The following is a 12,636-nucleotide window of genomic DNA, read 5'->3' as shown; positions in this document are numbered from 1 at the left end:
TGATTTAAAAAATCAGTCCTTCTTTTTTTCCTAAAATTAGTCCTAAGCTGAGAGACTTCCATATCAAACTCTTCTTGGCGGTTTTAATTAACGAGGAAATCCTAGGCCAATATCCAAGATAAAATTACCGTAATAAATACGGTATAGCCATAAATTTTTAGCTCACGTGGAACAAAAAAACATTAGTATTAAGGGAAATTTTTTAGTATTATTAAGAGCACAATGAATATAAAATATTCATTGTTAATTCAATGATGTTAACTGTTTTTGCTAGGATTCAACTATAAAGAGTTATGATGAAGTATAGGGACTACGATTTACACCAAGAAAAACTGATTCAACCTCATCAAAATGGCATTAAATTGTGTAAGTCTAACGAGATAGTAGATAACACAATGACAATAAAAGATATATTTAATATGCCACTGAATGTCTATTTTACTAACCATGAAAGTCAAATTTTAAGTCTAAATGACTCGACAGCAAAGTTAACTGGATTCTCTTCTACGAATGCTGCTATTGGCTATACAATTGAACGAGTAACGAATAGAGTTACAGCCAGTATCTCCCTCGAACATGATAAACGTGTACGCAAACATGGGGAAATGAAAGTTGTTGAGGAACATTTTTCTCGTTTAGACGATATAAGCTATCCTGCTCTGTCCATTAAATTTCCTTGGTATAATTCAGAAAATAAGATAATAGGTGCCTTTGGATTTTCTATTGTTATGGGAGAATATGCAGAGGCTTCATTAGCTGAATCATTGATGCATATTTTCAATACTGGCTTATTCGTTAAAAAAAATCCTTTGCAATCCATAAATAATATTTTACCTGGGCGTGAGTTAGATGGAATTTATTTATCTAAACGAGAAATAGATTGTCTTCATCACCTGATTAAAGGGAAAACAACTAAAATGACAGCAAAAATACTTGGGCTCTCGCCTCGGACTGTTGAATATTACTTAGAAAATATAAAGGCCAAACTTGGAGTTAATTCAAAAGCAGAATTAATTAATAAAATAATGGGAAAAGTATTAGTCTAATTTTAAAAGAAACAAATGGAAAATATAATTTTAATACTTGGTTCTTATAACAATGATCACGGCGAGTTATCTCACATTGCTATTTCTCGATTAATGAAAGGCATATCAGATTATAAAGAACATATAAATTCTAAAATACTGATAACTGGTGGTTGTGGCGATCATTTTAATCGCACAGACAAACCGCATACCTTTTATGCAAAACGTTTCCTTATGGAAAATAAGATATCAAGAGATGATATTTTAGGCGAGGTAGAAAGTACATATACTTTAGAAGATGCTTTATTAGCTAAGGAAGTTATTGATAAACATTCTCCTGAAAAAATAATAATAGTAACTTCTGATTTCCATATGTCTCGGGTTCAATTTATTTTTAATTCTATTTTTAATAACTATCAGTTGCAGTATTCTGCTGCAACCACTTGTGTTTCAACAGAAGAATACAATGTGATTCTTTCTCAAGAAGAAAAAAAATTAGAGGCAATCAAACAAAAAATAAAAGGATACCCGAATGGAATTCCATGCTACTAACTTACCGATTATTATTAATAGATCTTATCCCACTATAGCTATATTAACGAGCACAAGCCATTCTTCGTTTGTAATGCACTTACTTAAAAGCTATTTTCCTAAGTGCAAAATACTTGTCGAATCACCCTCAGAAATAAGAAGTGTGCAGCATGCCCACTTAATCATTTTATTGGAAGTAGATGGTGGCATAGAAGGTTCTTTTTCAATCCAAAACGGCAATATATCCAATTGTCCTGCCATTAACATTGTTGGTGGAGATATTGCTGGTGTTGTTTATGCGGTACGCGCATTACAAACTAAAATCAAACAAGAAGATTCTATTTTCATTGACGGTTTAACTATTCAGGAGTCTCCTTCTTTGCCTTATCGGTTTTTTTGGACTTGGGATCACAGTACGAACTGGTATTTAGAACAACAAGGGTTGCAAGAAATTGGTTTTGCGAATCCTTACACTAAACCCGAGGATGGTTTTTTAAATGACTATTTTCGATTAATTGATTTTATGTCAATCCACCGCATCAATGGTTTAACCATTTATGGTTTTTTACGTGATAGTCATGGGGGCATTGAATCAGCACAAGCTATTTGTAATTATGCAAAGGAACGCGGAGTTAGAATTTTTCCAGGGGTAGGCATTAATTGCTATGGTGGAATTTATTGGGAAGGTTCTCATCCATACCATTTAAGCAATTGGTTAAAAAAACACCCATTTTTACGTGCAGAATTTTCACAACCTTCAGAATTTAATCTTTCTGATTTCCAAAGATTATATTTACCTGAAACATTTTATTTAAATGCTGCTTGTCCATCAAAGCCAGAAAATATTAATTATCATGTTGAAGCACTTCAATGGCTAGCTGAAACTTTTGATATTGGTGGCATTAATTTTGAAACCGGTGATTACGGGATATGTCAATGTTCTACTTGTGGCAAGCGTCGCAATACTCATCAACAATGGTCTGTGCATGATATGGCAGAGGTTTATCCAAAATTATTTACCGCCGTTAAAAAAATAAAGAGTGATACATGGCTTATTTGTGAGTCTTATTGGGATAATTTGTTGGATTTAGATGCACTAGCTCCCTTAAGTGATTTACCCACTGATTCAATATATCAATTTTGCATCAATAGAAACTATTGGCAGCAGTTAAAATCTCAATTAACAGCAGGGCATGTAAAAAAATTACCACAACCGATTAATATCTTACGTACTCATATGGGGTCACAATGGCAGCAAGAGCGTTACTCATTTGTTGGCAAACGTTTTTCTGAAATGATGAAGCTTGCTAATCAAACTGGTTTGAAAGGTGCGACAATCTTTGGTGAAGTCAGCTCATTTAATCCGATTAATGAAATGAATTACCTTGCTTTTGCACGTTTTGGATATGATGCGACTCTAACTTGGGATGGCTTTTTACAAAATGATTTAGCTTATTTGTTTGGTAGTACGGAAGCAGCCCTAAATTTTATTGATTTATTCCATGCCGAGTCAAAAGTGCTCAAATCTGCAATTGACAAGGCGCGGGAAATAGCAAATCAGTATACAGGAGATATTTACCGGCGCTGGATATGGCTACAAAATCGATTATTTCAAAAATTGTATATGCAATAATAAATTAACGTAATAAAGAGAACTGTTCTGAAGAGGATTTAATACCAATTTTGTTTTTTTTTGATGGGGCATGAGGGACACTCGATTTTTATCAATTTTCATTAACAATCAATATCATTCAATAACACCTCTTTGAATTTGATCTTTTGTGCTTGACATTCTTTGAGGGAGTACGAGATACTTTTTCCAAGCTTAAGGAGTAAGCCCGATGTTCCAACAAAATGTAAGCAGTTGGAAGTCAAAGGATTAGGAAAAAAGAATATCAATCAATTGTCCAAGGTGATACTGGATGATGCGTTGAGTTCTGTTCAAGGAAGGGACATCTCTGCATTTGACTGAGGAGTAAACAACTGAGAAATTTCCTATGCCTTTAAAAAAACCATCCCGTTTGAATCTATTAAACGAATTCGAATCAGCGCCACATTCTACGCTTTTTAATCAACAAACTATCGCTGCGGTATTAAGCTGCTCCACCCAGTTACTTGAACGTAACCGCTGGTCGGGTGGGGTGGTCCTTATTTAAAAATCGGTCGCAAGATATTGTACCGAAAAAGCGAAGTGTTGAATTTTATCCAACAACAAAAAATTTATTACTCAACCAGTGACGAAGGTCAGTTACAGACCTTTGAGAATGCTTAAATTTAAAGCTCGTCAGAATGGATTTACTTCATTCCGATGGTTTGTATGTTGTTTGGAGAATTATCTATGTCACAAAATCATGTTATTGAATTACCCAATACACCAAAGCAGCGTCCAATTGTTTGTGACTATGCTGGTGGTCGCTTTAGATTAACTGCTGAGGGGTTAACTTTTATCGGTATCGATAAGGATGGGATATGCTCGATGACCTGAAGAGTAGTCCATTTAAAGCATTGGCGGCTCTCGGAAAAACATTCTGTCAATGGAAAGAAGAAATAGTACGTATGTGGCGTTTTAGGAAGTCTAATAGCATTACAGAAGGGTTTCATAGAAAGATGAAGTTGATACAAAGAAGAGCTTATTGCTTTCGTAACTTTGAAAATTATAGAACCCGTGTTAGGGTGCTGTGTTGTTAACTGGTGAGTGCCCCCGTAATTGGGAAAGAGCCAAAATTTAAGGTTTGATGAATTTCGCCAAAACCCAGACTGGGAGTGGCTCCCCGGACAAGACTCGAACTTGTGACCTAATGATTAACAGTCATCCGCTCTACCGACTGAGCTACCGGGGAATAGGGTCGGAATCTTAAAACGATTCTGATTGAGGGTCAAGTAGATTTGATAATAATTTTTTAAAATTTGAGTTATTTGTGGTTTTGGGGTAATTATTGTGCTTGGGGGCTTTCTCTAAAGAGAACATTCTCCCCATGCATTAAAGGTCCCTTCTCCCATGGGAGAAGGGAGTAAATGAATTAGCTGCAAAAACGCTGCAAACGATTTAAGGCGTCTTCCAGTATTTCCATACTGGTTGCAAAAGATAAGCGGATGCAGCCTTCATTGCCGAAGGCCGATCCGGGTACTAAAGCTACCCCTTCTTTGAGAAGCAATTGCTCCGAGAATTCGAGATCATTTTGATAGCCGCGTTTTTCAATGATTGCCTGTACGCTTGGGAAAATGTAAAAAGTACCGTCAGCGGGGATCACTTCTATCCCGGGGATTTCTTGCAATCTGGAGGCGACAAAGTCATGTCTTTGGCGAAATGCCTTTACCATTTCCAGTACACTTTCCTGACCGCCGGTTAATGCTGCTACGGCTGCTCTTTGTGCAATCGAGCAGGGATTGGAAGTTGATTGCGACTGAATGGTTTTCATTGCATTCATTAACGTAACCGGGCCTGCAGCATACCCTATCCGCCATCCGGTCATGGCATACGCTTTAGAAACGCCGTTTAATACGATAGTTCGCTCATATAATTCAGGACAGGCGTTGAGGATGTTGGCAAAAGGTTGGCTCCAGAGGATATGTTCATACATGTCATCAGTCGCAATAATAATTTGCGGATGTTTTTTCAAAACTGCAGCCAAAGCGCTTAGCTCATCGAGTGTGTAGGCTACTCCTGATGGATTGGATGGGCTATTTAAAAAGATGAGGCGGGTTTTGGGGGTAATCGCTTCTTCTAATTGCTGCGCATTGATTTTATAACGTTGTGCCGGGGTGGTTGAAATAATGACGGGGGTTGCCTCAGCCAATAACACCATATCCGGATAGGAGACCCAGTAGGGCGCAGGAATGATGACTTCATCCCCGGGATTTAACAGCGCTTGGCAGAGGTTGTAGCAGCTTTGTTTGCCGCCAACGGAAACCAAAATTTGATTGAGTTGATAATCAAAGCCATTTTCGTTTTTGAATTTATTTTTTATGGCTTCTTTTAATTCAGGAATTCCATCAACAGCAGTATACTTGGTATATCCTTTGTTAATGGCAGCAATAGCGGCTTCTTTAATATAATTCGGCGTGTCGAAATCAGGCTCACCTGTACCCAGATTAATTACATCATGCCCTTGGGCACGCATTTGGGTAGCCTTTGCTGCTACAGCCAAAGTAGGCGAAGGTTTAACTTTTTGCACGCGTTTTGCTAATGCGATATCCATTTGTTGCTCCTGTGAGATATACTAAAGATATGAAAGATTTATTTAAACTGTATGCCGATTATAAGCCCGCTGGGGATCAACCGACCGCCATTGCCTCACTAATTGACGGCTTGAAATCAGGTCTGGCCAAACAAACCCTTCTAGGGGTTACCGGTTCGGGCAAGACCTTTACTATAGCACATGTAATTCAAGCCATGCGTCGGCCCACCTTAATTATGGCGCCTAATAAAACATTAGCTGCCCAGCTTTATGGCGAATTCAAAGCATATTTCCCCGATAATGCGGTGGAATATTTTGTTTCCTACTATGATTATTATCAGCCAGAAGCTTATGTGCCTTCTTCGGATACTTTTATCGAAAAAGATTCATCCATAAATGAGCACATAGAACAGATGCGTTTGTCTGCTACCAAAGCCTTAATTGAGCGTAAAGATGCGATTATAGTCGCAACTGTTTCTGCAATTTATGGTTTGGGAGATCCTGATTCCTATTTGCGTATGGTATTACATCTCTCCCGTGGAGAACAATCCGATCAGCGTAAAATTTTAAGACGACTTGCAGAAATGCAGTACACTCGCAGTAACTTGTCCCTGGAGCGTGGCCAGTTTCGCGTACATGGCGATATTATCGACATTTTTCCTGCAGATTCCGAGCGTGAGGCAATACGCATAGAATTATTTGATGACGAGGTAGAAAACATTGCCCAGTTCGATCCCCTTACGGGGGAAGTTTTACGGCGTTTGCCCAGGGTTACTATTTTCCCCAAGACCCATTATGTGACTCCTCGAGACCGTATTTTGCAAACTGTAGATTGGGTCAAGGAAGAATTACAAGCACGCTTGGCTGAATTCAAGGAGCAGAATAAGCTGGTTGAAGCCCAGCGTTTGGAGCAACGCACTTTTTTTGATCTGGAAATGATGCTGGAACTCGGTTATTGCTCCGGAATTGAAAATTATTCCCGTTATTTATCCGCACGGGAGGCGGGTGAGCCACCCCCCACATTGTTTGATTACTTACCTGCAGATTCACTGTTGATTATTGATGAATCTCACGTTACCGTTCCCCAAATTGGCGGTATGTATCGGGGCGATCGCTCCCGTAAAGAGACTTTGGTGCAGTATGGGTTCAGACTTCCTTCGGCTTTGGATAACCGGCCGTTACGCTTTGAGGAGTTCGAGGCGCGCTCCCCCCAAACTATCTATATTTCAGCTACTCCCGGTTCGTATGAACAGGAGAACTCCGATAATGTTGCAGAGCAAGTAGTACGCCCCACAGGTCTTGTAGATCCCGAAGTTGAAATTCGGCCTGTGCGCACTCAGGTAGATGATTTAATGTCAGAGATTCGACAAGTCACCCGGGAAAATGGACGCGTGTTGGTTACTACTTTAACTAAACGCATGGCAGAAGATTTAACCGATTATTTAAATGAACACGGGGTTAAAGTACGGTATTTGCATTCAGATATCGACACTGTTGAGCGGGTTGAAATTATTCGCGACTTGCGTCTGGGAGTCTTTGATGTCCTGGTCGGAATTAATTTATTACGTGAAGGCCTGGATATGCCGGAAGTCGCTTTAGTTGCCATTCTTGATGCGGATAAGGAAGGTTTTTTACGATCCGATCGTTCTTTAATTCAAACCATAGGGCGCGCGGCGCGCAACATGAAAGGACGCGCTATCCTTTATGCAGACAAGATTACCGGCTCCATGCAAAGGGCTTTGGAAGAGACCAGCAGGAGGCGTGAAAAACAAAAAGCCTTTAATGAGGCACATGGGATCACACCCAAAGGAATTAACAAGTCCATCACTGACATTATGGAGGGGGCTTATCATGGAAAACGCAACAGTGTTGTTGCAGAACCCAATCCGGACTACCTGCATTGGTCAACCCAGGAATTGGTGAAACACATCAATACCCTTGAAAAACAAATGTATTTGCATGCAAAAAATATGGAGTTTGAGGCAGCAGCCAAGGTCAGGGATGAGTATCTTTTATTAAAAGAACAACTCATGAAAGGATAGCCCCGACAGACATGGATTATGAACCCTGAGGTTCAAGTGGGCAGCGGATGAATCGGTTCAGGCTTCCCGCTTCCAGGGCGGGCTTGCACAACGCCGATTTCAGGATGCTTCCCATGCTGTTAGCATTGGTTCTAAAATCTCTCGCTATCGGGTTAAGCTAATTATACCATGCCCCTTTGGATTAAAGTCAAGAAAGAAGCGCTCTCTAGCCTAAAATTAGGGTGTTCGCCTTTCTTGTCTTCCGCTTCTTCTTTTCTTTCCTTCCTGAATTGCGGAACCACAGTATAAAAAAGTATAGGTTAAATAAGGGCTTTGTTCTAAAATTGAGTTTGCTGGCTTAAAAGTGAGCTATAGTAAAATAAAATAGGAATTCAAGGGAATGAAAAATGAAAAAGATGCCAGGGAAAGAAAGAATTAAAAAAAAACATGCTCCTACCGCTATTTCCTCAAATCCGGATCAAATTGAAGAGGCTTCCCAAGAATCATTTCCTGCAAGTGACCCCCCTGCCTGGGCCTCACATGAGCACAGCCATCATGAAGTAAAACCGCATGCTGATATTTTTTCGCCGCTTGAATTTAAAGAAAAGACCCGTGAAACGCTTTGGGTTAATGGTGTTGAATACCACTATTTTAGCTTACCTGCTGCAGAAAAAATGGGTCTTGAGGGTGTATCGAAACTGCCTTTCACCCTTAAAATTTTATTGGAGAATTTGATTCGTCATGAAGACGGGCTTACGGTAAATACCCAAGACATTCACGCAATGGTTGAGTGGCTCCAGCATAAAAAATCTGATAGGGAAATTTCCTATCGCCCTTCGCGGGTGTTAATGCAAGATTTTACAGGCGTTCCAGCCGTTGTTGATTTGGCTGCCATGCGTTCGGCAATTAAAAAACTTGGCGGCGACCCTGAACGGATTAACCCTCTCTCCGCAGTGGACTTAATTATCGATCATTCCATCCAAGTAGATGAATTTATTACTCCCAAAGCCTTCGAAGTGAATGCCACTAGGGAAATGGAGCGAAACTATGAACGCTATGAATTTTTACGCTGGGGACAAAAAGCGTTTCAAAATTTCCGGGTGGTACCACCAGATATCGGAATTTGTCATCAAGTAAACCTGGAATATCTGGCCAAGGTGATTTGGAATCAGAAAATAGACAGCAAAAACTATGCATATCCTGATACCTTAGTGGGGACAGACAGCCATACAACCATGATTAATGGGCTTGGAGTTTTGGGATGGGGGGTAGGCGGCATTGAGGCTGAAGCTGCGATGTTGGGCCAACCCGTATCCATGTTAATCCCTGAGGTCATTGGCCTACGTTTGCTTGGCCAATTACGTGAAGGAGTAACTGCAACCGATTTGGTACTCACCGTGACGCACTTGTTGCGGCAAAAGGGAGTAGTGGGTAAATTTGTTGAATTTTTCGGGCCGGGTTTACAGGAATTATCCGTCGCTGACCGGGCAACTATCGGCAATATGGCACCAGAATATGGGGCTACTTGTGGTTTTTTTCCAATTGATGAATCCACGCTGGATTATTTACGCTTAAGTGGCCGTGATTCACAAACGATAGATCTTGTTGAAACCTATGCAAAAACTCAAGGCCTTTGGCACCATGCCACACAACCTGATCCTGAATTTAGTGAAATTGTTACTCTGGATCTGGCCAGCATCTATCCTTGTCTTGCCGGGCCCAAAAGACCGCAAGACCGTGTTGAATTATCCCAATTGAATAATGCTTTTAATACGTTACTTGCAGAAAACCATCGTGAAGCTGAAAAAGCCCAAGCATATCCAACTGCGGCGTCTTATTCTTTGCACCATGGAGATGTAGTCATTGCTGCAATCACCAGTTGTACCAATACCTCCAATCCTGATGTGCTTATCGCTGCAGGTTTATTGGCAAAAAAAGCAGTTGCTAAAGGGCTGGTACGCAAACCATGGGTCAAAACCTCATTTGCTCCCGGTTCGCAAGTTGTAACCCGTTATTTGCAAAAAACCAATTTACAGCACTACCTGGATCAATTGGGGTTTAGCCTTGTAGGTTATGGTTGTACCACCTGCATCGGCAATTCCGGGCCATTACCGGAGCCGGTAGCAAAAACAGTGGCGGAGAATGATTTGGTAGTTTCTGCGGTTTTATCGGGAAATCGAAATTTTGAAGGACGTATACACCCACAGGTTAAGGCAAACTGGCTTGCCTCACCGCCACTTGTGGTTGCATTTGCCTTAGCAGGCACTGCAACAATTGATCTGACGCAAGATCCGCTCGGGACCGATTCAGCAGGGGATCCTGTTTATTTAAAGGATATTTGGCCGACGAACAGTGAAATAGCTCGGGAAGCTGCCACAATTACGGAAAATATGTTTGAAGAAACCTATGCAGGTATTTTCCTGGGTTCTGATGCATGGCAGGCAATGAACATTCCGGAATCCAAAACTTACGAGTGGCAGCCTGATTCAACCTATATCCAGCATCCTCCTTTTTTTAAGGACATGCAGGCAATGCCTGAGGAAATACGTGATATTTCAGGGGCGCGCGTCCTGGCGGTCTTTGGTGATAACATCACCACAGACCATATTTCCCCAGCAGGTTCTATCAAAGCCGATAGCCCCGCAGGAAAGTATTTGCTTTCCAAGGGGGTGGCAGTGAAAGACTTTAATTCCTATGGTTCAAGACGAGGGAATCATGAGGTCATGATGCGGGGTACATTTGCCAATGTGCGCATTAAAAATGAAATGCTTCCCGGAGTAGAAGGAGGGTTCACCAAACATATTCCAAGTAATGATGTGCTTTCCATTTATGATGCCGCAATGCGCTATCAAGAGGACCATGTGCCTTTAATCATTATTGCCGGCAAAGAGTATGGCACCGGATCTTCTCGTGATTGGGCTGCAAAAGGGGCTAAACTTCTGGGAATTAAGGCAGTAATTGCCGAAAGTTTTGAACGTATTCACCGTTCCAATCTGATTGGGATGGGAATTTTGCCTTTGGAACTTCCAAAAGGAACGACTCGAAAAACCCTGGGGATTACCGGTGCAGAAATTATTAATTTAACCGGTTTGACCCAGGAGATGAAACCTGGGATGGTAGTGAGGGCAGGGATACAACATGAGGATGGGACGCTGACAGAAATAAATCTCCTGGCTCGCATCGATACTTTAAACGAATTAAAGTATTACCAGAATGGGGGGATTCTTTGTTATATGATTAGAGAATTGTTAAAGCGGTAAGAGTGCTCATTTAATTAGGGATGTTTTGTCTTAACTAAAGAGTGTCTGCAAAGGCTTGCAGCACATGTTCAGCAATTTTGGGAAAATAAAGTAATGGACAAGCATCCTTAATTGCGCATGCAAAGGTGATTAATTTTGGGACTTAAGGTTTAATTAATCCTCAAGTGATAAAATAATGCTCAAAGTTGAGTTGTTTCCCCAAATCCATGCCTTTTAAAACTTTTACTGACTCCCGCGGCCAATCTCATTCAATTTACATGCAGGAAAAAAATAGCTCATGTGGAATTGCGTGCGTTGCTACAGTTCTTTCCCTAATCTATGGTGAAAACCGTATAGAGGAGTCACACCTTCGATTAATAAGCCAAAGGTTTGCTTTTGGATATAAACCTCATCCTGTAGATGTTAAGGCAAACCAGCGAACCTTTATTGCCGAATTAATCGAACAACGGCAGTTATCCGGCTTGTTAAACACCGACGGTGAAATGGGTGTATGTCGGCAATCCGGAATGAGATCAATAGCTATTTCAAAGACTCTGGCATTATTTAATTTATACAGTGATAAAAAAGCATTAAAAGAGGTTTCTAAAGCGGATGAGATTAACTTTGCTGCGCAGTTAAAATCGAAAATAGTAATACTCGGAATTAAAAAAAATGGGAGTCAATCAGATCATTGCATCATCATTCGCGACATTTGGGAAGATGGTACATTTATAATTTACGATCCGGCCCTTGGTTTAATAGAAACTAAAGACATTGAGAGTCATTACAATTTATTCCCTTTTTCAGGCTCACTAAATTGTGCCTATACGACCTTTGTAAATCAAACCAAAACCCTTGATTTGGAAAGTGGGACCAAAGAGCCAGACACCAACGAAATCCTTGCTGCAGAGGATCGAAAAAGTTTTTGCACCATCAGTTAATGGTTTTTTCATTCCTCTTAAAATGAAAACAACCCTAATGCATTAATGCCTGTTTAACAGGTACAATACGCTGCCGAATTTTTATTTATACGAGGATATTATGGTAGCAACTGCTTCAACCATGCTTCCATTAGGAAGCAAAGCCCCTGATTTTACTTTAGTCGATACACGTAACAATCAACTGGTTTCTCTAGAACACATTAAATCTCCAATCGCCACAGTTATTATGTTTCTTTGCAATCATTGTCCCTATGTGAAACATGTGCAGGCAAAAATAGTTGAATTGGCGGAAATATATCAGGCAAAAGGAATCCGGTTTATTGCAATCAGCTCCAATGATGCAGAAAAATATCCTGCAGATGGACCGGAGCAAATGCGCCTGGAAGCAGAAAACTGCGGTTATTCGTTTCCTTACTTATATGATGAAACACAAGAAGTTGCAAAAGCATATAAAGCAGCATGTACCCCTGATTTTTATATTTTTGATAAAGACATGTTGTGTGTGTATCGGGGATGTCTGGATGAATCCACTCCGGGAAATAACAAACCGGTAACCGGCTCTCACTTACAAAGCGCACTCGACAACATCCTGGCAGGAACCCCGGTACATGCCGAGCAAAAACCAAGCCTTGGCTGTAATATCAAGTGGAAGTAACTGGCGGAAGTGGTGCAGCCTGTTATGGGGAGCAGAATCCGATTTC

9 protein-coding genes, 1 tRNA gene, 1 other RNA gene and 2 pseudogenes are annotated in these 12,636 nt (G+C 40.6%); 10 read left to right on the top strand and 3 right to left on the bottom strand.

All coding sequences use genetic code 11. From position 1 onward, the window contains the following. The first annotated feature begins 395 nt into the window (after positions 1-395). From KYQ_RS16570 to KYQ_RS16545, 6 genes and pseudogenes are all read left to right on the top strand, one after another. Positions 396-1,046 carry a helix-turn-helix transcriptional regulator gene (locus KYQ_RS16570; protein ID WP_162263152.1) on the top strand — a complete coding sequence of 217 codons (651 nt, stop codon included), beginning with the start codon at positions 396-398 and terminating at the stop codon, positions 1,044-1,046. Between the two features lie 15 nt (positions 1,047-1,061). After that, a complete protein-coding gene (locus KYQ_RS18450; protein ID WP_019350335.1) occupies positions 1,062-1,577 on the top strand; it encodes a YdcF family protein in 516 nt (171 codons plus the stop codon). Next, positions 1,558-3,189 carry a hypothetical protein gene (locus KYQ_RS16560; protein WP_019350334.1) on the top strand — a complete coding sequence of 544 codons (1,632 nt, stop codon included), beginning with the start codon at positions 1,558-1,560 and terminating at the stop codon, positions 3,187-3,189. The genes KYQ_RS18450 and KYQ_RS16560 overlap by 20 nt, the downstream gene beginning before the upstream one ends. 364 nt (positions 3,190-3,553) lie before the next feature. Continuing rightward, positions 3,554-3,828, top strand: a pseudogene (locus KYQ_RS18445) (DNA-binding protein). Between the two features lie 66 nt (positions 3,829-3,894). Beyond that, complete coding sequence (locus KYQ_RS19215; RefSeq protein ID WP_155808114.1) at positions 3,895-4,041, top strand: hypothetical protein; 147 nt, start codon at positions 3,895-3,897, stop codon at positions 4,039-4,041. Next, positions 4,038-4,244: pseudogene (locus tag KYQ_RS16545) on the top strand (transposase); the annotation flags it as partial. The gene KYQ_RS19215 and the pseudogene KYQ_RS16545, both read left to right, overlap by 4 nt. Before the next feature lie 76 nt (positions 4,245-4,320). On the opposite strand, the gene KYQ_RS16540 reads toward KYQ_RS16545, so the two are convergent. After that, positions 4,321-4,396, bottom strand: a tRNA-Asn gene (locus KYQ_RS16540). Between the two features lie 180 nt (positions 4,397-4,576). Beyond that, on the bottom strand, positions 4,577-5,755 hold the full coding sequence (locus tag KYQ_RS16535; RefSeq protein WP_019350331.1) for a pyridoxal phosphate-dependent aminotransferase: 1,179 nt from the start codon (positions 5,753-5,755) through the stop codon (positions 4,577-4,579). Between the two features lie 29 nt (positions 5,756-5,784). Between KYQ_RS16535 and uvrB the strand changes: the two genes are divergently transcribed. Then, a complete protein-coding gene (uvrB, locus tag KYQ_RS16530) occupies positions 5,785-7,776 on the top strand; it encodes an excinuclease ABC subunit UvrB (protein ID WP_010655242.1) in 1,992 nt (663 codons plus the stop codon). Here uvrB and ssrS read toward each other — a convergent pair. After that, a non-coding RNA gene (ssrS, locus tag KYQ_RS18975) (6S RNA) lies at positions 7,770-7,939 on the bottom strand. The two genes, uvrB and ssrS, sit on opposite strands and share 7 nt — an antisense overlap. A gap of 223 nt (positions 7,940-8,162) precedes the next feature. Here ssrS and acnA point away from each other — a divergent pair. From acnA to KYQ_RS16515, 3 genes are all read left to right on the top strand, one after another. Further along, entirely contained in the window at positions 8,163-11,015 is a 2,853-nt protein-coding gene (acnA, locus tag KYQ_RS16525; protein WP_019350329.1) for an aconitate hydratase AcnA, read from the top strand. Positions 11,016-11,221: 206 nt separating this feature from the next. Next, positions 11,222-11,935 (top strand): cysteine peptidase family C39 domain-containing protein, encoded by a 714-nt coding sequence (locus KYQ_RS16520; protein ID WP_010655240.1) that lies wholly within the window; start codon positions 11,222-11,224, stop codon positions 11,933-11,935. Between the two features lie 100 nt (positions 11,936-12,035). Further along, positions 12,036-12,590 (top strand): thioredoxin family protein, encoded by a 555-nt coding sequence (locus KYQ_RS16515; RefSeq protein WP_010655239.1) that lies wholly within the window; start codon positions 12,036-12,038, stop codon positions 12,588-12,590. The last annotated feature ends 46 nt before the right edge of the window (positions 12,591-12,636 follow it).

The sequence above is a fragment of the Fluoribacter dumoffii NY 23 genome, from assembly GCF_000236165.1.
In the GTDB taxonomy this organism is placed as follows: domain Bacteria; phylum Pseudomonadota; class Gammaproteobacteria; order Legionellales; family Legionellaceae; genus Legionella; species Legionella dumoffii.
Note: the sequence above shows the minus strand (reverse complement) of the source record. Positions and strands in the feature narration are given on the sequence as shown.

Excerpts from the sequence above, each read along its gene's own strand:
- KYQ_RS18450 (WP_019350335.1), top strand. The coding sequence starts at position 1,062 with ATGGAAAATATAATTTTAATACTTGGTTCTTATAACAATGATCACGGC.
- KYQ_RS16520 (WP_010655240.1), top strand. The coding sequence starts at position 11,222 with ATGCCTTTTAAAACTTTTACTGACTCCCGCGGCCAATCTCATTCAATT.
- KYQ_RS16570 (WP_162263152.1), top strand. The coding sequence starts at position 396 with ATGACAATAAAAGATATATTTAATATGCCACTGAATGTCTATTTTACT.
- KYQ_RS16560 (WP_019350334.1), top strand. The coding sequence starts at position 1,558 with ATGGAATTCCATGCTACTAACTTACCGATTATTATTAATAGATCTTAT.
- uvrB (WP_010655242.1), top strand. The coding sequence starts at position 5,785 with ATGAAAGATTTATTTAAACTGTATGCCGATTATAAGCCCGCTGGGGAT.
- acnA (WP_019350329.1), top strand. The coding sequence starts at position 8,163 with ATGAAAAAGATGCCAGGGAAAGAAAGAATTAAAAAAAAACATGCTCCT.
- KYQ_RS16515 (WP_010655239.1), top strand. The coding sequence starts at position 12,036 with ATGGTAGCAACTGCTTCAACCATGCTTCCATTAGGAAGCAAAGCCCCT.
- KYQ_RS16535 (WP_019350331.1), bottom strand. The coding sequence starts at position 5,755 with ATGGATATCGCATTAGCAAAACGCGTGCAAAAAGTTAAACCTTCGCCT.
- KYQ_RS19215 (WP_155808114.1), top strand. The coding sequence starts at position 3,895 with ATGTCACAAAATCATGTTATTGAATTACCCAATACACCAAAGCAGCGT.